Source organism: Aeromonas sp. QDB39 (assembly GCF_027707585.1).
Lineage (GTDB): Bacteria > Pseudomonadota > Gammaproteobacteria > Enterobacterales > Aeromonadaceae > Aeromonas > Aeromonas hydrophila.
On sequence record NZ_JAPCIV010000043.1, the window covers coordinates 16,064 to 39,081 of the forward strand.

At 62.3% G+C, this 23,018-nt stretch carries 16 protein-coding genes and 4 tRNA genes; 11 read left to right on the forward strand and 9 right to left on the reverse strand.

All coding sequences use genetic code 11. The features are described from left to right. The first annotated feature begins 40 nt into the window (after positions 1–40). From spoT to PG899_RS20350, 4 genes are all read left to right on the forward strand, one after another. Complete coding sequence (gene spoT, locus PG899_RS20335; RefSeq protein WP_011704079.1) at positions 41–2,158, forward strand: bifunctional GTP diphosphokinase/guanosine-3',5'-bis pyrophosphate 3'-pyrophosphohydrolase; 2,118 nt, start codon at positions 41–43, stop codon at positions 2,156–2,158. A 224-nt stretch (positions 2,159–2,382) separates the two neighbouring features. Next, positions 2,383–3,126, forward strand: a complete 744-nt coding sequence (trmH, locus tag PG899_RS20340) for a tRNA (guanosine(18)-2'-O)-methyltransferase TrmH (RefSeq protein WP_190283823.1) — start codon at positions 2,383–2,385, stop codon at positions 3,124–3,126. Next, a complete protein-coding gene (locus tag PG899_RS20345) occupies positions 3,116–4,156 on the forward strand; it encodes an alpha/beta fold hydrolase (protein WP_077097701.1) in 1,041 nt (346 codons plus the stop codon). Before trmH ends, PG899_RS20345 begins: the two co-directional genes overlap by 11 nt. A gap of 93 nt (positions 4,157–4,249) precedes the next feature. After that, positions 4,250–5,062 (forward strand): Cof-type HAD-IIB family hydrolase, encoded by an 813-nt coding sequence (locus PG899_RS20350; protein WP_077097699.1) that lies wholly within the window; start codon positions 4,250–4,252, stop codon positions 5,060–5,062. A 47-nt stretch (positions 5,063–5,109) separates the two neighbouring features. Here PG899_RS20350 and PG899_RS20355 read toward each other — a convergent pair whose 3' ends face one another. From PG899_RS20355 to PG899_RS20370, 4 genes are read right to left on the reverse strand one after another with little or no spacing between them, the layout of a single operon-like run. Then, positions 5,110–5,424, reverse strand: coding sequence for a hypothetical protein (locus PG899_RS20355; RefSeq protein WP_190283822.1), 315 nt, complete (start codon positions 5,422–5,424; stop codon positions 5,110–5,112). A 51-nt stretch (positions 5,425–5,475) separates the two neighbouring features. Then, positions 5,476–6,753: a sigma-54-dependent transcriptional regulator gene (locus PG899_RS20360; RefSeq protein ID WP_077097165.1), complete on the reverse strand. Its 1,278-nt coding sequence runs from the start codon at positions 6,751–6,753 to the stop codon at positions 5,476–5,478. After that, positions 6,737–9,169, reverse strand: a complete 2,433-nt coding sequence (locus tag PG899_RS20365) for an ATP-binding protein (RefSeq protein ID WP_077097164.1) — start codon at positions 9,167–9,169, stop codon at positions 6,737–6,739. The genes PG899_RS20360 and PG899_RS20365 overlap by 17 nt, the downstream gene beginning before the upstream one ends. Continuing rightward, positions 9,166–10,425, reverse strand: coding sequence for an ABC transporter substrate-binding protein (locus tag PG899_RS20370; protein WP_179101475.1), 1,260 nt, complete (start codon positions 10,423–10,425; stop codon positions 9,166–9,168). Before PG899_RS20370 ends, PG899_RS20365 begins: the two co-directional genes overlap by 4 nt. Before the next feature lie 313 nt (positions 10,426–10,738). Between PG899_RS20370 and PG899_RS20375 the strand changes: the two genes are divergently transcribed. Together PG899_RS20375 and pyk are read left to right on the forward strand one after the other, a co-directional pair. Beyond that, on the forward strand, positions 10,739–12,076 hold the full coding sequence (locus PG899_RS20375; RefSeq protein WP_024945907.1) for an MFS transporter: 1,338 nt from the start codon (positions 10,739–10,741) through the stop codon (positions 12,074–12,076). A gap of 67 nt (positions 12,077–12,143) precedes the next feature. After that, positions 12,144–13,223, forward strand: a complete 1,080-nt coding sequence (pyk, locus tag PG899_RS20380) for a pyruvate kinase (protein ID WP_077097162.1) — start codon at positions 12,144–12,146, stop codon at positions 13,221–13,223. Positions 13,224–13,227: 4 nt separating this feature from the next. On the opposite strand, the gene PG899_RS20385 is transcribed toward pyk, so the two are convergent. From PG899_RS20385 to PG899_RS20405, 5 genes are all read right to left on the reverse strand, one after another. After that, positions 13,228–13,737, reverse strand: coding sequence for an RICIN domain-containing protein (locus PG899_RS20385; RefSeq protein ID WP_123785057.1), 510 nt, complete (start codon positions 13,735–13,737; stop codon positions 13,228–13,230). Positions 13,738–13,922: 185 nt separating this feature from the next. Next, positions 13,923–13,999: transfer RNA gene (locus PG899_RS20390), tRNA-Pro, on the reverse strand. Positions 14,000–14,071: 72 nt separating this feature from the next. Next, positions 14,072–14,157: transfer RNA gene (locus PG899_RS20395), tRNA-Leu, on the reverse strand. 20 nt (positions 14,158–14,177) lie between these two features. Continuing rightward, positions 14,178–14,253, reverse strand: a tRNA-His gene (locus tag PG899_RS20400). 50 nt (positions 14,254–14,303) lie between these two features. Further along, positions 14,304–14,380 (reverse strand) — tRNA-Arg (locus tag PG899_RS20405). Positions 14,381–14,640: 260 nt separating this feature from the next. On the opposite strand from PG899_RS20405, the gene PG899_RS20410 reads away from it, so the two are divergent. The 5 genes from PG899_RS20410 to gorA all read left to right on the forward strand — a co-directional run bounded on the left by PG899_RS20410 (position 14,641) and on the right by gorA (position 22,955). Continuing rightward, entirely contained in the window at positions 14,641–15,204 is a 564-nt protein-coding gene (locus PG899_RS20410; RefSeq protein ID WP_026141424.1) for a TetR/AcrR family transcriptional regulator, read from the forward strand. Between the two features lie 32 nt (positions 15,205–15,236). After that, on the forward strand, positions 15,237–16,343 hold the full coding sequence (locus PG899_RS20415) for an efflux RND transporter periplasmic adaptor subunit (RefSeq protein ID WP_005307097.1): 1,107 nt from the start codon (positions 15,237–15,239) through the stop codon (positions 16,341–16,343). Positions 16,344–16,358: 15 nt separating this feature from the next. Beyond that, positions 16,359–19,439 carry a multidrug efflux RND transporter permease subunit gene (locus tag PG899_RS20420; protein WP_077097160.1) on the forward strand — a complete coding sequence of 1,027 codons (3,081 nt, stop codon included), beginning with the start codon at positions 16,359–16,361 and terminating at the stop codon, positions 19,437–19,439. Positions 19,440–19,561: 122 nt separating this feature from the next. Next, on the forward strand, positions 19,562–21,529 hold the full coding sequence (locus PG899_RS20425) for an ATP-binding protein (RefSeq protein ID WP_175044303.1): 1,968 nt from the start codon (positions 19,562–19,564) through the stop codon (positions 21,527–21,529). A 76-nt stretch (positions 21,530–21,605) separates the two neighbouring features. Next, positions 21,606–22,955 (forward strand): glutathione-disulfide reductase, encoded by a 1,350-nt coding sequence (gene gorA, locus PG899_RS20430; RefSeq protein ID WP_270697605.1) that lies wholly within the window; start codon positions 21,606–21,608, stop codon positions 22,953–22,955. Positions 22,956–23,018: the final 63 nt, after the last annotated feature.

The window sequence follows — 23,018 nt, forward strand, 5'->3', positions numbered from 1 at the left end:
TATATCCACGGATTGCCGTTTCACCGCTGCGGGGACTGTCTTGTATTTATTTGAAAATCTTAAAGAAATAGCCAGTTCCTACCTGCCACCCGAGCAGGTGGAGAAGCTCAGGCAAGCCTATGTGGTGGCCCGTGATGCTCACCAGGGACAGATGCGTTCCAGCGGCGAGCCCTATATCACCCACCCGGTTGCCGTTGCCCGCATTCTTGGCGACATGCGCCTCGATCATGAAACCCTGATGGCTGCCGTGCTGCACGACGTCATCGAAGATACCCCTGTCACCAAGGCCGATCTGGCCGAACTGTTTGGCGATGCCGTCGCCGAGCTGGTAGCAGGCGTCTCCAAGCTCGACAAGCTGAAGTTTCGCGATCGCAAGGAGGCCCAAGCCGAGAACTTCCGCAAGATGGTGATGGCCATGACCCAGGATATCCGGGTCATCCTGATCAAGCTGGCCGACCGCACCCACAACATGCGCACCCTGGGCTCCCTGCGGCCAGACAAGCGCCGCCGCATCGCCCGGGAAACCCTCGAAATCTTCGCCCCCATCGCCAACCGCCTCGGTATTCACACCATGAAGAACGAGCTGGAAGAGCTGGGCTTCGAGGCGCTCTACCCCATGCGCTCGCGCGTGTTGCGCGAATCGGTGCGCCGCGCCCGCGGCAATCGCCGTGAAATCATCGACTCCATCCAGAGCGAGATTGAGGGCCGGCTGCGGGAGGCTGGCATCGAATCCCAGGTCAGCGGCCGCGAAAAGAACCTGTTCTCCATCTACAACAAGATGGAGAAAAAAGAGCTGCAATTTCATGAGGTAATGGATATCTACGCCTTTCGTGTGAGGGTGAAGGACATAGATACCTGTTACCGGGTGCTGGGCCAGATGCACAGTCTCTACAAGCCCCGCCCCGGCCGCTTCAAGGATTACATCGCCATCCCCAAGACCAACGGCTACCAGTCGCTGCACACCTCCCTGGTGGGGCCGCACGGGGTGCCGGTGGAGGTGCAGATCCGCACCGAGTTCATGGATCAGATGGCCGACAAGGGCGTCGCCGCCCACTGGGCCTACAAGCAGGATGGTGACAGCTCGGGTACTACCGCCCAGATCCGCGCCCAGCGCTGGATGCAGAGCCTGCTCGAGCTGCAGCAGAGTGCCGGCAGCTCCTTTGAATTCATCGAGGGGGTCAAGACCGACCTCTTCCCCGACGAGATCTACGTGTTCACGCCGGAAGGGCGCATAATGGAACTGCCCGCCGGGGCCACCCCGGTGGACTTCGCCTACACGGTGCACACCGACATCGGCCACGCCTGCGTCGGTTCGCGGGTCGATCGCCACCCCTATCCGCTGAGCAGCCCGCTGCATTCGGGCCAGACGGTGGAGATCATCACGGCGCCGGGGGCTCGCCCCAACGCGGCCTGGCTCAACTTCGTGGTGACCACCAAGGCCCGCTCCAAGATCCGCCAGTTCCTCAAGAACCTGCGTACCGAAGAGTCGGTGGTGCTGGGTCGCCGCCTGCTCAACCATGCGCTGGGCGCCAAGAACATCGAAGACATCCCGGAGCCGCGCATCAAGCAGGTGCTGGCCGATACCAAGCATGAGAACCTGCAGGGCCTGCTGGCCGACGTGGGCCTTGGCAACGCCATGAGCGTGATGGTGGCGCGCCGCATGCTGGGGGATGAGCTGCCGCCGGAAGAGCAGCCCAAGTCCAGCAGCAAGAAGATGCCGATCAAGGGGGCAGACGGCATGCTGGTCACCTTCGCCAACTGCTGCCGCCCCATCCCGGGGGACGCCATCATCGCCCACATCAGCCCGGGCAAGGGGCTGGTGATCCACCAGGAAGCCTGCCGCAACATCAAGGGCTACAGCAAGGAACCGGACAAGTACCTGCCGGTGCAGTGGGAAGTGGACAAGGAGCAGGAACAGGAGTTCCGCACCGGCATCAGCATCGAGATCGTCAACCACCAGGGTGCCCTGGCGGAGCTGGCCAACGTGATTGCCGCCACTGGCGCCAACATTCACGCCATCAGCACCGAAGAGAAGGATGGCCGGGTCTATCTGGTCACCCTGCTCATCACCACCAAGAGCCGGATCCACCTTGCCAACATCATGCGCAAGATCCGGGTGATGCCGAACGTGCTCAAGGTGAGCCGACAGAAAAACTGACCACAGGCGGCGCAAGCCGCCTGCTGCTTTTCAAGAGACAAGCTTGGCCCACCGCCGCAGGCACACCCGTTCAACTTGGCGAGTGGACAAACCCGGCGCCGGCAGAGCCGGTATGACCGCGAAACGCGTCGAACGAATTTACGACAGGCTGGCCCGGTGCCAGCCCGATTTGATCCTGTGCATGCAAGCGATGCGTGCACACACCTCACGACATAGAAACCGATATGACTCCTGAACGCTTCAAGCGCATCACCGACATGCTGGCCCAGCGTCAGCTCGATTTGACCGTCTGTATGGAAGAGGTGCATAAACCTCACAATCTGGCCGCCATCGTGCGTACCGCCGATGCCATCGGCATCCACCGGGTACATGCAGTCTGGCCCAAGACCTGGATCCACAAGCGCAAGGGCACGGCCCGCGGCAGCCAGAACTGGGTGGACGTGAAGCTGCACCCGGACATCGGCAGTGCAGTGGCCGAGCTGAAAGCCTCCGGCATGCAGATCCTGGCGACCCACCTCTCCGACAGCTCGGTGGATTTTCGCGCCATCGACTACACCAAACCCACCGCCATCCTGGTGGGTCAGGAGAAGCACGGCATCGGCGAAGAGGCGCTGGCCCTGGCCGATCACCATATCGTCATCCCCATGGTGGGCATGGTGCAGTCCCTCAACGTCTCGGTGGCCGCCGCTGCCATCCTCTATGAGGCCCAACGCCAGCGCGAACTGGCCGGCTGCTACCAGCGCGGCTGCCCGCTCGACCTGGAGGAGCAGAACATCATACTGTTCGAGGGGGGCTATCCCATCTATGCCCAGCTCTGCAAAGAGAAAGAGATGCCCTATCCCCAGCTCGGCCCGGCCGGTGAAATCCTGGCGGACGAGCAGTGGTGGCAGCAGATGCAGCTGACCCGCAAGGGCTGGGCCGCCCAGCAATCGGATGATCCTTCGGAAGAGTACGCTGATGAAGCTTAACCACCTGCCCTTGCTGGCCCTGACCCTGTTTTCTGCCGGAGCCCTCGCCGTGAACAATCCCTATCAGCTGACGCCGGAAGCCGACGTCGCCACCCTTCATCAGCAGACCCTGCCCGACTTCTGGCGTCAGCACGCCGTCGAGAGCGCCTTCAAGGGCAAGGACGGGGTCACCATCCGCTATGCAGCCCTGCGCCAGGCCAAGGTCGATCGCGCCATCCTCATCGTCAACGGTCGGGTCGAAAGCTACCTCAAGTATCAGGAGCTGGCCTGGGATCTGTGGCGTCAGGGCTACAGCCTCTACCTCATCGACCACCGCGGCCAGGGTTTGTCCGATCGGCTGTTGACCGACCAGGAGAAGGGATATGTCGACCAGTTCGACGATTATGTACTCGATCTCAAGCAGTTTCATGACGAGGTGATCGCCCAGGACCAGCCCGCCAAGCTGTTCCTGCTGGCCCACTCCATGGGCGGCGCCATCTCCGCCCGCTATCTGGAACGCTGGCCCGATGATATCGAGGCGGCCGTGCTCTCCTCCCCCATGATGGGCATCAATCTCGGCGGCCTGCCCAAGTGGCTGGCCAAGGGGCTGGCGGCCACCATCGGCACGGTCGGCGGCTGGCTGGGCGAGCCTCCCTATGGCCCGGGCCAGGGCCCGTACGAGAGCCACGACTTTGCCGACAACGGTCTGAGCCACAGCGAAGCCCGCTATCAGGCCTTCCGCGAGCTCTACGAGCAGCGCCCGCAGATCAAGCTGGGAGGCGCCACCGCCCACTGGATCTATCAGGGACTGACGGGGGCGGACGCCGCCGTGGCCGAGGCCGGCGCCATCAAGACGCCGCTGCTGGTGCTGCAGGCCGGTGACGACGGCGTGGTGGACAACGCCGCGCAGGACGCCTTCTGTGCGCTCGCTCGCTGCGAGGGAGGCAAGCCGCTGCGCATAGAAGGGGCCTGGCACGAGCTGTTCATGGAGGCCGATCCCCAGCGCCAGGCCGCGCTCAACGCGACTCTGGCCTTCTTCGCACGCTACTAGCGGCTGGTTATTTTTTGTATCCCTAAATAAATGGGGTCGCGGGAGCGGTTGCTGTACACTGCTCCCGCTTTCATTCGTAACCCCGAGGTGATGATGTATAAGGTCGTTGTATCCGATCTCGATGGCACCCTGCTCAACGGGCAGCACCAGATCTCCCCCCGCACCCGCGATACCCTGCACCGTCTGGTGGAGCAGGGGATCAAGTTCGTGGTGGCCACCGGCCGTCACCATGTGGATGTGCGCAGCATCCGCGACACGCTCGGGCTCGACATCTATCTCATCACCTCCAATGGCGCCGTGGTGCACGACAAGCAGGATCAGCTGATCTTCAACCAGGCCCTGCCGGACAGCGTGGCGGCCGAGCTGATCGCACTGGAGCGCGACCCCTCCATCCATATCAACCTCTACTACGGCGACGAGTGGCTGGTGGAAGAGGAGATGCCCTGGCTGCTGCAGTTCCATCATGAATCCGGCTTCAGCTATCGCCTGACCGATCTCGCCAGCCACCCGCTGGACAAGGTCAACAAGGTGTTTTATATCGGCGAACACGAGAAGCTGCTGCAGATCGAGGCAGAGCTGAACCAGCGTTATGGTGATCGGCTCAACGTCACCTTCTCCCTGCCGGACTGCCTCGAGGTGATGCACGCCGGGGTGCACAAGGGCAATGCCGTGCGCGCCGTGCTGGAGCAGCACGGGCTGGAGATGTCCCAAGCGGTGGCCTTTGGCGATGGCATGAACGACTTCGAGATGCTGAGCATGGTCGGCCGCGGCGTGGTGATGGGCAATGCCCACGACCGGCTCAAGCTGGCGCTGGCCAACCACGAACAGACCCTGAGCTCTGACGAGGATGGCGTCGCCGTCTATCTGGAGCAGTTGTTCGCCCTGCAGGGCGTCAACGTCGCCTGAGACAAGGCGCCATGAGCAGCTCTGCGGCTCATGGCGCACGACCCCCTTCAGCGGCTGAAGCGATGGCCGCAGACCCCGCAGCAATACTGGCGGGACAGGCGTCGATCCAGGGTACGCCCCAGCCACCAGCCCAGCCCTCCCCCTATCAATCCACCCAGCACGGCACCACCCAACGCTCCCGCCAGGGCACCGACGACAGTGCCGACACCACCCAGCGCCGAGCCCGTTGCGGCCCCTATCCTGGCGAGCGTAGCGGCGCAGGCATAGCCGCCCGCAGCCCCCAGGCCCAGGGCACAGGCTCGCTTCACCCGTTCATCCTCGATCCGTGCTACCCCTTCACTCATGCAGTGCGGGCATCTCATGGCGTGCTCCTGTGCGGATAACCGTCCGAACGACTCGACCGGCAGCCGGGCTCAGGTGGCCGGCTTGAACCGATCCTTGTCGAGCTGGTGTTTCTTCATACGCAGATAGAGCTTCTTGCGCGGAATGCCGAGGTACTGGGCGGCATCGGTCACCCGGCCGGAAAAGAGGAACAGGGTATCCTCGATCACCCGCCGCTCGAACTCCTCCACCAGGTCGTCCAGCGGCTCCTTGCCGCTGGCCAGGGGGATGACCTGCTCCGCGCCGGCCAGCTTGACGATGCCCACCGCATAGAGCTCGGCCACGTTGCGCAGCTCGCGCAGGTTGCCGGGCCACTGATGCCGCTTGAGCGTCTCCAGATAGGCGCGATCCACCGCCGGTACCGGCCGGCCGATGCGCTTGCAGCCCTGTCGCAGAAAGGCCCGGAACAGGGGGATGATGTCACAGCTGCGCTCCACCAGCCGGGGCAGCTTGAGCCGCACCTGGGAGAGGAAATAGTAGAGCTCCGGCATCAGTTGCTGGCGCTCCACCAGCGCCTCCGGCGACTCGTCAAACAACCCTATGGTACGCAACGGCTTGCTCCCCTTGCGCTCCTGATCCAGCAGGTGGTTGCCGAGCCAGCGCTGGCAGTCGGCACTCAGGCGGGCCGGGGATTGCAGCACCAGGGTACCCTGCCCCGCCTGTACCAGGCTGGTTTGCACCTCGGCCAGGCTGGGGGCCGAGACACAGTCGTGCAGCTGGAAGGCTTGCTCCCGGCGGACGCTGATCCGGTGCAGCAGCCTGGCCAGGGTGTGACGACCCGAGCCGGCAGGCCCTTCCAGCAGCAGGTCCTTGTCGGTCTGTGCCAGCTGGTTGAGCTGGCTGCGAAGCGTCACTATCTGTGGACTGGTGCCGATCAGCTCGTCATCCACCGTCGCCTGGATCTCGCTGCGGCGCGCCAGCACGGCGCTGCGCTGTCGGCAGGCCCGCTCCAGCAGGCCCAACAGATCCTGCGGATTGAGCGGTTTCTCCAGAAAGTCGAACGCCCCCTGCTTGACCGCCCGCACCGCCAGCGGAATGTCCCCGTGACCGGTGATCATGATGACCGGAATCTCGGCGTCCAGCGCCTGCACGCTGGCCAGCAGGTCCATGCCGTTCATGGCCGGCATGTAGATGTCAGAGACCAGCACCCCTGGCCACTGATCCGCCAGCAGCGCCAGCGCCTCGTGGGGCGAAGTCGTCGCCCTGGGGTGGTAGCCGGAGAGCCGCAGCAGGTGGCAATAGGATTCCAGCACGTCCTCGTCATCGTCCACCAGCAGCACGTTGGCAGGACGGTTAGCGGGCAACAACATCGATGGCGTTCTCCTCGTTCTGATGGGCGACCGACCCGGCAGGGTCGGCCAACGCAAATTCCATGATCACCATGGCGCCGCCGGTCAGCGCCGATCCCAACATGATTTCGCCGCCACAACGGGCCAGCAGGGAGCGACAGATGGTCAGCCCCAACCCCAGCCCAACCTCCTTGGAGGTGGTGAAGGGGGTGAACAACCTCGGCAGAATGGCCTCGCTGAAGCCGGCGCCGCTGTCGACCACCGCCAGCCGCAGCCGGGCCTCGCTTCGTTCCAGCAACTGCAGCCGGATCTCGCGCCGCGCCAGCCCGGCCACCGCATCCAGACCGTTCACCAGCAAGTTCACCAGCACCTGCTCCAGCAGCACGGGGTCGGTATCGAGCCAGAGTCCGTCCGGCAATTCGTTGCAGAGGATGCAGCCATCGCGCTTCGCCCGCGTCTCCAGCAGCAGCATGGCCTGCTCAGCCAGCGCTCCCAGCGCGAGCCGGACCCGCACCTCCTCGGCCGGCGACTTGCGGGCGAAGTGGCGCAGGGCGTTGATGATCCGGCTCATGCGCCGCCCCAGCTTGTCGAGCTTGCCCAGATCCTGGTCCAGCGCCTGCAGCTGACCGGCGGCGAGCGCCGTCCGGCTGGTGTAGAGGTAGGTCATCATCGCCGACAGCGGCTGGTTCAGCTCGTGGGCCAGGCTGGTCATCGCCTGCCCCACCACCGCCATCTTGGCCGCCTGGATCAGCTCATCCTGGGTCTGCAGCAGGGTGCGCTCCGCCTGCTGGCGCTGCACCACCTCCTCCGCCAGCAGCCGGTTGTTCTCGGTCAGCTCGCGGGTCCGCTCCGCCACCCGCAGACTGAGCTCCCTGGCCGTCAGCTCCTGGCGGGTGACATCCGTGATGGTGATGATGAACCTGTACCCGCGCCCCTGCTCGAAGCGGCGCAAGTTGAGGTGCAAAAAGCGGGGCGTCTCACCCAGCCTACAGGCCAGGGTGCACTCGCTGTGGCCGAACCGGTGCAGCGGCTGGCCCGCCCTGAACTGAACGGCCAGTACCGCCCCCGCCTCTGCCGGAAAGGCCTGCCACAACGGCTGGCCCAGCTCGACGCCGGTCTGCTGGAACAAGGTGAGCGCGCTCGGGTTGACCGACTCTATGGTGCCATCCGGATGGCAGGTGATGAGGCAGGCCTGGGTGTTGTTGATGAGGTTGAGGGCATTGGCCCGCTCCATCTGCTGCAACTGCAGGCTGAAGTGGCGCAGGCTGTCGCCCAGCCGGCCGATCTCGTCCCGGCCGCAGGTGCTGACCGGCACGTCCAGCCGGCCTGCCGCCACCCTGTCCAGCTCCTGTCCCAACAGGTCGAGCCGCTTGATCAGCCGGCGGCCGATCAACACCACCAGCACGAAGATGCTGAGCAGCAGGGTGAGCAGCAGCACCACCAGGATCACCAGCTTGCCGGTCGCCACCAGCTGGCTGCTGTCCTCCCCCAGCGCACTGAGGGAGCGGTTGGCGTCACTCACCATCAGGCTGACCCGTTGGTGATAACGCGATACGGCGTCGTCCAGCCGCGGCCGCAGAGCCGTCAGCTGCTGGTGGGTCAGCACATCCGCCAGCAGCAGCCGGTGCAGCGGGCCGTCCGGCTTCACCAGGGTGATGATATCCTGCAGGATCTGACGATAGCTCACGGTCGAGGGGTACTCCGCCAGCCGCGAGGTCAGCGCGTCTATCTCGTCAATCTTGTAGCCGATGAACAGGAAGGCGCTCTCCAGATCCTGCTGATAGCGCTGGGCGATCACCTCGCCCACCAGCGACTGCAGTTCATTCTCCTTGAAGGTGAGATCCTGCAGGGCGGAGAACTCCTTGATGACGTTGCCAAATTCGCTCATGTCGTCCGGGCTGGCCACCATGCTGGTCAGGTGCCACTCCACCTCCTGCAGCAGAGGGGCGGCATCGTCCACCAGATCCTGGTGCAGCCAGTTGCTGCGCTTCTGCAGCTGCTGCAGGGTTTCGGCGTGCTCGATCTGCTGCTTGAGGTAACGCCCGTGATCCGCCACCAGCGCGCCCAGCTCCTCGAACGCCTGGCGCTGCGAGGGGGTCTGATCCCCTGGGGTGCCCAGCAGGTAGGCGCGCTGGATGTCCCGCAAGGTGGTGGACACCGCGTTGGAGAGGCGCTGGTACTGCACCGGGTCCCGGGTATCACGCAACTGGGCCAACAACAACAACAGGCGGGAGCTGGCCCGCTCCAGCTGGTAGGCGCCGTCGATGGCGGGCAGGCTCTCTTCCACGATGAGGTGGATCTGCCGGCCCAGCCGATCCCACATCACATAGGCGGCCATGCCCATGGCACCGGTCAGGGCCGTGATGGTCACGAAGGCGAGGATGAGCCGCCGTCCCAGGCTGCGCGGCATGGCCAGCATGCGCCCCAGCCGGTTCATGGTCTGGCTGCCTGTTCGACCAGACGCTGCGCCTCGTGCAGACGTGCCTCGGTAGCCTGGCGCCACTGATGCATCACCCGCTCCGCCTGCGGATTGCCCTGCTCCCGGTCATAGAGACCGTCAAACAGCGCCAGCAACGCCGGATCCTGCGCCTCCCGCTCGCTCAGCGGCGGCGTGCTCGCCTTGGCGACGGCCTGCTCCAGCAGTGCGACCCGCCAGGGCTCGCCATGGGTATTCAGACCGTTGATCCCCTGCCAGGTCATCTTCAGCCTGGGTAGCTGCTGGGTGATGGTCTGCTCGAACAGGGCCTTGAGCAGACCGGCCCGCCGATAGAGCAGCGCCTTGTCGGTGACGTAGCGGGTCTGCCGGGCCAGCCGGGGTTGGCTCAAGGTGGCCTTGGCCATGCCGGGGGTAGCGATGATGGCTTGGCCGCGATCGGAGAGCAGGTACTGGATGAACAGAGCCGCGCTGGCCGGCTGGGTGCTGTGACGTGCCACCCCCAGGTAGGTCGGCAGGATCACCGAGTCGGGCATGATGTTGAAGCCGACGTGATCGAAGCGGGCCTGGCTGTTGAGGGCGTAACTGTCGATCACCAGGCCGGCCCCCGCCAGACCCCGGCTGATGCCGTCGCTCACCCCGAAGCTGCGCGCCGTGATGGCCGACAGGTTGCCGCCCAGCCGCATCAGCAGGGCCCAACCCTGCTGCCAGCCATATTGCTGCAGCACGCTCTCTACCATCATGTGGGTGGTGCCGGACTGGGAGGGCGAGCTCATCATCACGTGCCCCATGAAGAGCGGGGACGCCAGTTGCTGCCAGGTGGTGGGCAGCGGCAGCTGATATTTGGCCAGATAATGGCGGTTATACATGATGCCGCTGCTGGAATAACCGACCACGGCCACTTTATTGCCCAGCCCGAGAGTATGAGGAGCGAGCCATTTGGGCGGCATAGTTTCATTTGGCAAAGCTGCCAGCAAACCGGCTTTGTCCAGCGTGTTAAAAAAAGTCGGCGATGACGACATGATAATATCGACTTTCGGTGCACCGGTTTCCGTTAATAAGCGCAGGGAGGGAATGGTACGCCGATAAATAACCTCGATCCGGATCCCGGGATATTGTTCGGCAAAGCCCTCGATCACTGCCTTGACCGGCGCCTCAGAAAAGGAGGTAAGCACCGTCAGCGAGGCGGCCTGAAGGGTGCTGAATGGCAACAAAACGCAGCCCGTGAGCAGGGCCAGCCGGCGGAAAAAGAGGTGCATGACTATAGGTCGACTCGCGCTTTAATTCAGGATTATGTGCAGTACATCTAATATTTGGCACATGCCGTTATTTTTATTTCCACGAGGATGAGCCAGTTCTGACTCATTATGCCTCGGCATGCCGCTATTGTTATTCATCGAATATCAATAGGACAGTTCAAATATGTCATTTTTGACTCATGGTTTTCCCATGATTGAGTCAGAGTTGACCCATATCCGGCTTTTTGCCGACTGAATTTCTCCCTTCATATGATGGCAGCCGCTATCAGAGCTCCCTCTGAAACCAAGCTGCCAAATATAAACGGAGAACCCCATGTTCAACTTTTTCAAGACGCGAGCCGACCTGCCGGTCATGGAAGCCTCGCCCGATAAAATCCGCTCCATTTACCGCAAGTACCAGTGGCAGGTCTTCCTAGGTCTGGTACTCGGTTACGCCATGTTCTATGTCGTGCGCATGAGCCTCAACGTGGTCAAGAAGCCCATGCTGGACTCCGGCGTGGTGACCCTGGAAGAGCTGGGGGTCATCGGCTCCGCCTTCCTGTTTACCTACGCCGTCGGCAAGTTCTCCAACGGTTTCCTCTCCGACTACGCCAACATAGGCCGCTTCATGTCGGTCTCGCTGGGGCTCTCGTCCATCTGCACCATCCTGATGGGCATGAACACCGCCACCTTCTTTCTGGTGCTGATGTGGGGCCTGAACGGCTGGTTCCAGTCCGTCGGGTCCGCCCCCTCCTGCGTCTCCATCTTCCAGTGGTTCTCCCCCAAGCAGCGGGGATCGGTCTACTCCATCTGGGGCGGCTCGCGCAACATAGGGGAAGGCATCTCCTGGATCCTGACCGCCACCATCGTCAGCTACTTCGGCTGGAAGGCCGGTTTCATCGGCGCCGGCATCGCCTCCCTGATCGCCGCCCTGTGCATGTATCTGGTGCTGAAAGATCGCCCGCAAACCTACGCCCTGCCGGAGCCGGCCGTCGCCTTTGGTGAAGCACCCGAGATTGCCAAGAAGGTGGACCCGGCCGAAATCCGCCGCGCCCAGCTGTTCGTGCTCAAGCAGCCCGCCGTCTGGCTCATCGCCGCCGCCTGCGCCTGCATGTACATGTCCCGCTACGCCATGAGCTCCTGGGCCGTGCTCTACCTGCAGGAGCAGAAGGGCTACAGCCTGATCGACGCCGGCTTCGCCATGTCGGCCTATCCCATCGCCGGTTTCCTCGGCGCCATTCTGGCCGGGATCATCTCCGACAAGCTGTTCAACGCCAACCGCCACATCCCGACCCTGCTCTACGGCTTGGCCAACGTGGCCGGCATGTGCCTGATGTTCTGGGGCCCGCAGAGCCGCATGATGGATGCCGTCGCCCTCGCCCTGATCGGTTATGCCATCGGCGGGCTAGTGGTCTTCCTCGCCGGTCTGACCGCCTGCGACCTGATGCCCAAGACCGCAGTGGGCGCCGTGAAGGGCTTCATCGGCCTCTGCTCCTACATCGCCGCCTCCATCCAGGAGCTGGTCTCCGCCGCCCTGATCAAGACCAGCGAGATCGACGGCGTCACCCACTACGACTTCAGCAGCGCCCAGTACTTCTGGCTCGGTGCCTCCGTGGTCTCCATGCTGCTCGCCATGACGGTGTGGAATGCCAAGAAAGTCGTCAACCACTGATCCCCGTTCAGCACAAGGGTGGCCCGTCGGCCACCCTTGTGCGTTTTCCTCGCAACAGGAGCATCCCATGCGCAAGACCAAAATCATCGCCACCCTGGGCCCGGCCAGCTCATCCGCCGCCATGGTGGAGCAGCTGATCCAGGCGGGAGCCAATGTATTCAGGCTGAACTTCTCCCACGGCAGTCCGGAGCAACACCTGGCCTTAGCGGCCAAGATCCGGGCCTGCGCCGCCCGCCTCGACCGCGAGATAGGCATCCTCGCCGACCTGCAGGGCCCCAAGATCCGCATCGCTAGCTTTGCCGACGGCAGCATCCAGCTGCAACCGGGCGACCCCTTTACCATTGATGCCTGCCTGGACAGCCACTTGGGCGATCAATCCCGGGTCGGTACCGACTATCCGGCGCTGGCCGGCGAACTGCAGACGGGCAACGTCGTGCTGCTGGATGACGGCCGCATCCAGCTCTGCGTGGAACAGGTGATCGACGAGCGCATCGAAACCCGGGTGCTGGTCGGCGGTACCCTGTCCAGCCGCAAGGGCATCAACGTGCTGGGCGGCGGTCTGAGCGCTCCGGCCCTGACCGACAAGGACAAGGCCGACATCCTGACGGCCCGCCTGCTCGAGGCCGACTATATCGCCGTCTCGTTTCCGCGCAGCGCCGCCGATCTCGAAGAGGCCAGAACCCTCATTCGTGCCAGCGGTAGCCGGGCGGCCATCGTGGCCAAGGTGGAACGGGCGGAGGTGGTGGTGTCAGTGGCCGCCATGGATGAGCTGATTCACGCCGCCGACCTCATCATGGTGGCGCGTGGGGATCTGGGGGTAGAGATTGGCGATGCCAGACTGCCCGGCGTGCAGAAGAGGTTGATCCGGCGCTGCCGGGCGCTCGGCCGCCCGGTCATCACCGCTACCCAGATGATGGAGTCCATGATTGCCAGCCTCATGCCCACCCGGGCCGAGGTCATGGATGTGGCCAACGCCGTCATGGATGGCAGCGATGCGGTGATGCTATCGGCCGAGTCGGCAACCGGCCGCTATCCGGTGGAAGCAGTCGCCGCCATGGCCCGCATCGCGCTGGCCGCCGAACAGGAGATGGAACCGGCAGGGCATGGCCTCGCGGCCAGCCACGGGGAGCTGGCCAGGCTGGCCTGACGCTCTACCAGATGAGGCTTTTCAGGTTCAGCTTGTCGAACATGCTGCCCTTGTTCTGCCATGCGAAGCTCTGGTTGGCCCCGCCGAAACAGTCGGCCAGCCGCAGCGGGGTGCCCGGCTTGTGACGACGGCCGGCCACATCCAGACAGCGGTCAGCCTTGCTGTTGAACAGCCGATCTTCCTGCCACTGCCATTGCCGGCTCTCATCCTGGCACTCGGCCATGGTCAGCTCGCTCACCCCTTTGGCCACCAGGCAACGCTGGTCAAGCTGCAAGGCACCGGCATCCCAGCTGAACTGCTGGCGAACAGTCTGGTCGCAAGGCTGGGTGATCAGCTGATTGTGGTCATTGAGGGCCACGCAGAATCCGGCATCGGTTACCAGCGCAGAGGTGGCAATACTCTGCATGGGGGCAGCCCCCATCAGGATCTCGTCGGGTTTGGGTTTGTATGAGCAGCCGCTGAGGGCCACGACAACCAGCGCCAGTGTACTGACGCGTAAAGAATTTGGGTGCATATGACATGTTGGCCTGAATTGTGTTCAATAACGCCCACTTGCCGTGGGTCTGCATCCCAGCATACCCGAAGCGACAGCGAGAAAGTGCCAACAGAAATGTAAACAGACGTGACAGAAACCTGCGGCTACAGGCTGGCAGACGACAGAAAGCAAAAAACCCCGCCTGAGCGGGGTTTTTCAGAATGTGGTCGGTGATAAAGGATTCGAACCTTTGACCCTCTGGTCCCAAACCAGATGCGCTACCGGGCTGCGCTAATCACCGAGGCTTTAAAAAAGCTTTCTTTTCAAAACACAAAGACGACCATGAACGGTCATCCTCGTCATACAGCAAGTATGGTGCGAAGAGAGGGACTCGAACCCTCACACCCGGGGGGCACTAACACCTGAAGCTAGCGCGTCTACCAATTCCGCCACCTTCGCATACCTGACAAGCTGTAAAATGGGGTGGCTGATGGGGCTCGAACCCACGACAACCGGAATCACAATCCGGGACTCTACCAACTGAGCTACAGCCACCACAGCTGTTTTCGTTCTTCAACTCGCCCGCTTAACCGGCGCACTTTTGATGGTGCGCCCGACAGGATTCGAACCTGTGACCTCTGCCTCCGGAGGGCAGCGCTCTATCCAGCTGAGCTACGGGCGCTACGCTGTCGAACGGGGCGCAATATTAATGATGGGGACCCACCTTGTCTACTATTTTTTTATCCCTCAGAATCAACCGCTTGTTTTTCCATCGTTTCTGGCTTTTTTTAAGCGTTTTTGTTTCATTCAGGCTGGATCCAGCCCAGCTCCGCTACTTTTGGCTCCCCCCACATAGCAATCCGATGATGGGCAAAACTTGACTTGCCTCAAAGCCTCCCTAGAATGAATGAACGTTCATTCAGTCGTTGTGATCATCCAATCATGAACAAGAAAGAACGCATTTTCGATGCGGCTCATGAAGTACTCGGCGAACAGGGTTTCCACGGCCTCTCCATTGCCGTGGTGGCCAAGAAAGCCAGAGTGGCGGCAGGCACCATCTATCGCTATTTCAGCGACAAGGATGACCTCATCCGTCAACTCTATCGGCACACCATCCTCCAGTGTCATCCCCTGGTCATGGAAGGCGTGCAGACAGAGGAGGTATCGTTCGAACAATTTCGGCGGCTGTGGCTCAACATCCACGCCATCTTTGTCGACGAACCGAACGCGCTCAAATGCAAATTGCAGTATGAAACATCCCCGCTGGGAGCGGAGCTGGAGCAGGACCCGGTCATCCAGGCCGCCTGGGCCCCGCTGGATCGCTTCTACGAACGGGGGATAGAACAGGGCCTGTTTATCGACCTGCCCGTTCGGGTACTGCAGGTGCTGAGCCTGGACTGTGTGGCAAATCTGGCGTTTCAACGCCAGGTTCACCAATTCGAACTGACGCAAGAGCAGCTGGAAGCCGTGATCCGGGCCAGCTGGCGAGCCATTTTGACCCCTTAAACATTGCACTCATATCTCAGGAGCGAGAGTTCATGAAAAAGTGGATGAGCATCATGTTGCTCATCGCGCTGGCCCTGTTCGGCAGCGTGATTGGCTTCAACCTGTTCAAGCAAAAGATGATAGCCAACTACATGGCCAACATGCCGGAGCCCGAGTTCCCGGTCACCACCCACAAGGTGGAGACCCGTGACTGGGTACCGACCATCGAGGCGATCGGCTTCATCGAACCCAATCAGGGGGTGACCCTGTCGACCGAGCAGTCCGGTACCATCGACAGCATCTCCTTCGAATCCGGCGCCACCGTCAAGCTGGACCAGCTGCTGCTGAGCCTGGACGCCAGCGTCGAGAAGGCCAACCTGCGCGCCTCCATGGCCAAGCTGCCGGCGGCCAAGGCCAAGTACGAACGCTACCAGAACCTGTTTACCAAGGGTTCCATCTCCCGCGACCAGCTGGATGATGCCGAGGCGACCTATCGTTCCCTCGAGGCCGACATCGAGAGCCTGAAATCGACCATCGCCCGCCGCGAAGTGCGCGCACCGTTTGCCGGCGTGGTCGGCCTGCGCAACGTCTTCCTCGGTCAGTACCTGCAACCGGGCACCGACATAGTGCGGCTGGAAGACACCAGCGTGATGCGCCTGCGCTTCACCGTGCCGCAGACCGACATCTCCCGCATCAGCCTGAATCAGGAGATCCGGATCAACGTGGATGCCTACCCGAACCGCCAGTTCAAGGGTCACATCAGCGCCATCGAGCCGGCCGTCAACTACCAGAGCGGCCTGATCCAGGTGCAGGCGAACATCCCCAACAACGACGGCCTGCTGCGCTCCGGCATGTTTGCCCGCGCCAGCATCCTGCTGCCGGCCCAGAAGGACCAGATAGTGCTGCCGCAGACCGCCATCACCTTCACCCTGTACGGCGAGAACGTCTACCTGGTCAAGGAGCAGGACGGCGTGAAACGCGTCGAACAGGTGGTGGTCAAGGTGAGCGAGCGCAAGGGCAACGATGCCCACGTGGTCTCCGGCATCAAGGCGGGTGACGAAGTGGTCATGTCCGGCCAGGTACGCCTGAGCAACGGCGCCAAGGTAAAAATCGTGCAGGATCAGGGTCTGAAGGTTCCTGACCAGGCTCCCATGCTGTAAAACGCGGAGAGACAGATGCGCTTTACCGACATATTCATCAAACGGCCCATCCTGGCCATCTCGATCAGCTTTCTGATCGCGTTGCTGGGCTTGCAGGCCGTGTTCAAGATGCAGGTGCGCGAGTACCCCGAGATGACCAACACGGTCGTCACGGTCAGCACCAGCTATTACGGCGCGAGTGCCGACCTGATCCAGGGCTTCATCACCCAGCCGCTGGAACAGGCCATCGCCCAGGCGGACAACATCGACTTCATGACGTCGTCCACCCAGCTCGGCAGCTCCACCATCACCGCTTACATGAAGCTCAACACCGATCCCAACGCTGCCCTGTCCGACATTCTGGCCAAGGTCAACTCGGTACGTTCCCAGTTGCCCAAGGAGTCGGAAGACCCCTCGGTCACCATGTCCACCGGCTCCACCACGGCGGTGCTCTACATCGGCTTCACCAGCCCAGAGCTCAACGCCAGCCAGATCACCGACTACCTGGAGCGGGTCATCAAGCCCCAGCTCTTCACCGTCGGCGGCGTCTCCAAGGTCGACATGTACGGCGGTACCAAGTACGCCCTGCGGGTATGGCTGGATCCGGCCAAGATGGCGGCGTTCAACCTGACCGCCGCGGACGTGATGAACGTGCTCAACAGCAACAACTATCAGTCCGCCACCGGCCAGGCCACCGGCTACTTCACCCTCTACAACGGCAACGCCGAGACCCAGGTCAACACCACCGAGGAGCTCGAGCGCCTGGTGGTCTCCACACGTGACGGCAAGGTGATCCGCCTGGCCGACATCGCCAAGGTGACCCTGGAGAAGAGCCACGACACCTATCGCGCCACCGCCAACGGCCGCGAGGCCGTGGTACTGGCCATCAACGCGGCACCGACCGCCAACCCGATCAACATCGCCCACGACGTGCTGGAGATGCTGCCGAGCCTGAAGAGCAACATGCCGAGCACCATGGAGGCCAACGTCCTCTATGACTCGACCGTTGCCATCAACGAATCGATCAGCGAAGTCATCAAGACCATCGCCGAGGCGGCCGCCATCGTGCTGGTGGTGATCACCCTGTTCCTGGGTTCGTTCCGGGCGGTCATCATCCCGATTATCACCATTCCCCTCAGCCTGATCGGGGTGGTGATGGTGATGCAGATGTTCGGCTTCTCCATCAACCTGATGACCCTGCTGGCCATGGTGCTGGCCATCGGTCTGGTGGTGGATGACGCCATCGTGGTGCTGGAGAACGTGGATCGCCACGTCAAGGAGGGGGAAGAACCGTTCCGGGCCGCCATCATAGGCACCCGTGAAATCGCCGTGCCGGTCATCGCCATGACGGTCACCCTGGCCGCCGTGTATGCGCCGATCGCCCTGATGGGGGGCATCACCGGCTCCCTGTTCAAGGAGTTTGCCCTCACCCTGGCCGGCGCCGTGTTCGTGTCGGGCATCATAGCGCTGACCCTCTCGCCCATGATGTGCGCCAAGATGCTCAAGGCCAACGAGGAGCCGGGCAAGTTCGAGAGCAAGGTGCATCATCTGCTCGATCGCATGACGGTCCGCTACGATGCCATGCTGCACGCAGTGATGCAGAAGCGCATCGTGGTGGTGCTGTTCGCCGTCATCGTCTTCGCCAGCCTGCCGATGCTGTTCAAGTTCATTCCGAGCGAACTGGCACCGAACGAAGACAAGGGCGTCATGGCCGTGCTGGGTACCGCCCCCTCCAACGTCAACCTGGACTATATCCAGGGCACCATGGAACAGGTGAACAAGGTGCTGGACGAACAGCCGGAAGTGGCCTTCTCCCAGGTCTTCTCCGGGGTGTTCAACGCCAACCAGGCGTTCGGTATCGCCTCCATGGTGCCGTGGAGCCAGCGTGAAGCGAGCCAGAAAGAGGTGCTGGAACGGGTTGGCAAGCTGGTCGAGAACGTGCCCGGCATGTCCATCACCACCTTCCAGTTCCCGGAATTGCCGGGTGCCTCGAGCGGCCTGCCGATCCAGTTCGTCATCACCACGCCGAACAACTTCGAGAGCCTCTATCAGGTGGCGAGCGAGATCCTGACCGCAGCCCAGGGGAGCGGACGCTTCGTCTACTCCGAGCTGGACCTGCAGTACGACTCCGCCACCATGAAGATCAAGATCGACAAGGACAAGGCGGGTGCCTACGGCATCACCATGCAGGACATCGGCATTACCCTGGGCACCATGATGTCGGACGGTTACGTCAACCGGATCGACCTGGATGGCCGCTCCTACGAGGTGATCCCGCAGGTCGAGCGCAAATACCGCCTCAACCCCGAGTCGATCAAGGGTTACTACGTGCGGGCGGCCGATGGCCAGTCCATCCCGCTCGGCAGCCTGATCAGCATCGAGGTGGTCGGCGAACCGCGCGCCCTGCCCCACTTCAACCAGCTCAACTCGGCCACCATAGGTGCCGTGCTGATGCCGGGCACCACCATGGGCAACGCCATCGCCTGGCTGGATGCCACCGCCAGCGAGAAGCTGCCGCAAGGTTACCGTTACGACTACATGGGTGAAGCCCGCCAGTTCGTGACCGAAGGCAGCGCCCTGTACGCCACCTTCGCCCTGGCGCTGGCCATCATCTTCCTGGTGCTGGCGATCCAGTTCGAGTCGGCCCGCGACCCGCTGGTGATCATGGTCTCCGTGCCGCTGGCCATCAGTGGCGCACTGATCGCGCTGGCCTGGGGTGCCGCCACCATGAACATCTACTCCCAGGTGGGTCTGATCACCCTGGTCGGCCTGATTACCAAGCACGGTATCCTGATCTGCGAGGTGGCCAAGGAGGAGCAGCTGCTGCACGGTCGCAACCGGATGGAGGCCGTGATGGCCGCCGCCAAGGTGCGTCTACGCCCCATCCTGATGACCACGGCCGCCATGATCGCCGGTCTCATCCCGCTGCTCTATGCAACGGGGGCCGGGGCTGCCCAGCGCTTCAGCATCGGCATCGTGATCGTGGCCGGTCTGGCCATCGGCACCCTGTTCACCCTGTTCGTGCTGCCGGTGATCTACACCTACCTGGCCTCCGAACACAAACCGCTGCCGGTGTTTGACGAATCCATTCCGCCCAAGGCGAAAGGGAGTCATTAAAAACCGTTCTTAATCAACAAGGCCCCGTTTCGGGGCCTTGTTTTTATCACGCTAACGAAACACGACATAAGTGCATGAAGCAGTTAAACTAAATGGCAATATATCCAGACCGCAAGGACGCCATGTCAGGACTCTTCTCCAAGACCGCTAAGGCCGTCGGCCGTAACGGACTCTCATACCGCCTGCTCTCCTACATTCTGGTGTGCAGTACCGTATTGGCGATGATCATTACGGTGTTGCAGCTTGCCTGGGATTACCGCAAGGACGTGGCCGTGATCGAGGACAGCATCGGCCAGATCGAGGCCTCCTTCCTCCAGCCCATCGCGGCCAGTCTGTGGAACCTGGACGAAGAGCAGGTCAAGGTACAGATCGAAGGCATCATGAACCTGCCCAACATGCAGTTCGTGATGGTGAAGGAGATGCTCGGCAACTCGGAAGTGCCGCTGCTGACCCAGGGGGTGGAGCGGGAAAGCTACGACATCTCCCGCGAGTTCAACCTCACCTATCAGGGTGAAGTGGTGGGCAAGCTGTTCGTCGCCGCCTCCCTCGAGCAGATCTACCAGCGCCTGATCGAGAAATCGGTACTGATCATGGTCAGCCAGACCATCAAGACCCTGGTGGTCTCGTTCTGCATCCTGATCATCATCTACTACCTGGTGGTGCGGCACCTCAACCGCATCGCCAACTATGCCCAGAAGTTCAATCTGGACCGGCTGGCCATCGAGTTGACCCTGGAGGGGCGCCCCCTGCCCCGCAAGAAACCCGACGAGCTCGACACCCTGGTCGCCACCCTCAACCAGATGCGTACCCGGCTGAACGACGAATTTGCGGCGCGCCATCAGGCCGCCGAGCAGCTGCAACAGGAGCGTGACTTCTCCGCCACCCTGATCAACTCGGCCAACATGGTCATCTGCTGCATGGAGCCGGACCTCAACATCGCCAGCATCAACCCGGCGGCCATTCTGCTGACTGGCTACCACCAGCAGGAGATACTGCAGCACAACTGGCTGGATCTGTTCGTCAGCAAGGCCCAGCGCGATGAGCTGGCGGCCATCCTGGCCGATCACGGTTCCATCGAGGACAAAGAGGTCATCATGCATGACCAGCAGGGCCACGAGCTGGTACTGCAGTGGACCTTCGCCCCCTTCTACGAGGGGCCCAACCTCAAGTATCTGATCGGCTTTGGCTACGACATCACCCGCCTCAAGAAGGTGGAGCGGGAGATCATCCAGCTCAACGAACAGCTGGAGGGCAAGGTGGTGGAGCGTACCCGCAGCCTGAGCGATGCCAACGACCAGCTGGGCAAGGCCTACGACGATCTGAAACAAGCCCAGCAGACCCTGGTGGAGTCGGAGAAGATGGCCTCCCTCGGTTCGCTGGTGGCCGGCGTGGCCCACGAGATCAACACCCCCATCGGCATCAGCGTGACTGCCTCCTCCTACCTGCAGGAGCGGGTGGCCGACTTCAAGCAGCACATCGACTCCAAGCAGCTGTCGCGCTCCTATCTCACCGAATTTACCGTCAACCTCGACGAGTCCATGCAGCTGCTGCAGGGCAACCTGCGCCGCGCTTCGGAGCTCATCGCCAGCTTCAAGCAGGTGGCGGTGGATCAGTCGTCCGAGGCTCGCTACAACTTCAGCCTCGCCGACAACCTGCACCAGGTGGTGGTCTCCCTCGGTCACAAGTTGAAGAAGGCCCAGTGCGAGGTGGATATCCAGTGCGATCCCAAGCTGTCGATCTTCTCCTTCCCCGGCAGCTTCACCCAGATCTATTCGAACCTGATCCTCAACTCCATCAACCATGGCTTCGACAACTGGGACAAGCCCAAGAAGATCACCATCAAGGTGGAACAGCAGGGTGAAGAGCTGCTGATCGACTACAGCGACAACGGCCGCGGCATCCCGCCCGAGATCTTGCCGCGCATCTTCGACCCCTTTGTCACCTCCAAGCGGGGCCAGGGCGGCAGCGGGCTCGGCACCCACATCATCTACAACCTGGTGGTGCAGCTGCTGCGCGGTCGCATCAACTGCGTCAGCGAGCCGGACAACGGCGCCCAGTTCCATATTCGCCTGCCGATCCAACATAACTGAACGCTGGCTCTTGTGAGCCAGCCGCTTTATCCCCATCATGCTGTGATTGCATTCTTAATGAGCGGAGAACCTCGCAATGGCACAGCATTTTGACTATATCGCCATCGGCGGCGGCAGCGGCGGCATCGCCTCGGCCAACCGGGCTGCCATGTACGGTAAGAAAGTTGCCCTGATTGAAGCCAAAGAGTTGGGTGGAACCTGCGTCAACGTCGGCTGCGTGCCGAAGAAGGCCATGTGGTATGCCGGCCAGATCGCCGATGCCCTGAAATATGGCGCCGACTACGGCTTCGACACCACCCTCAACCACTTCAACTGGGCCAAGCTGGTCGAGTCCCGCCAGGCCTACATCGGCCGCATTCATCAGTCCTACCAGAACGTGCTGGGCAAGAACCAGATCACCGTCATCAAGGGCTTCGCCCGCTTCGTCAGCAGCAACACCATCGAAGTGAATGGCGAGCAGTACAGCGCCGATCACATCCTGATCGCCACCGGCGGCCGCCCTGAAGTGCCGGCCATCCCGGGTGCAGAGCTGGGCATCGACTCCGACGGCTTCTTCGAGCTGCAGAGCCAGCCCAAGCGGGTTGCCGTGGTAGGGGCCGGCTATATCGCGGTAGAGATCGCCGGCGTGATGCAGGCGCTCGGCTCCGAGACCCACCTGGTGGTGCGCAAACATGCGCCGCTGCGCAACTTCGACCCCATGATCCACGAGACTCTGGTCGAAATCATGGCGCAGGAAGGGCCCAAGCTGCACACCCACGCCATTCCGAAAGCCGTGGTCAAGAACGCCGATGAGAGCCTGACCCTGCAACTGGAAGATGGTCGCCACCTCACCGTCGACTGCCTGATCTGGGCCATCGGCCGCGTCCCGGCCACCGACAACCTCAATCTGGCCGCCGCCGGTATCGAGTTGGACGAGAAGGGCTTTATCCCGACCGACAAGTTCCAGAACACCGCCGTCGCCAACCTCTATGCCGTCGGTGACAACACTGGCCGCATCCAGCTCACCCCGGTGGCTGTCGCGGCGGGCCGCCGCCTCTCCGAGCGGCTGTTCAACAACAAGCCGAACGAGCACCTCAACTACGATCTGGTGCCAACCGTGGTGTTCAGCCACCCCCCCATCGGCACCATCGGCCTGACCGAGCCGGAAGCCGTTGCCGAATACGGTGAAGATCAGATCAAGGTCTACCGCAGCCAGTTCACCGCCATGTACTCGGCGCTGACCCTGCATCGCCAGCCCACCCGGATGAAACTGGTCTGTGTCGGGCCGGAAGAGAAGGTGGTCGGCCTGCACGGCATCGGCTTTGCGATGGACGAGATCCTGCAAGGCTTCGGCGTCGCCATGAAGATGGGCGCCACCAAGGCGGACTTCGACAACTGCGTCGCCATCCATCCGACCAGCGCGGAAGAGTTTGTTACCCTTAGGTAGCGGTGTAGGAAAAGCAACCCACACACATAAGTAAATCTGGAAAAGGGCCTGCCACTGTCTATA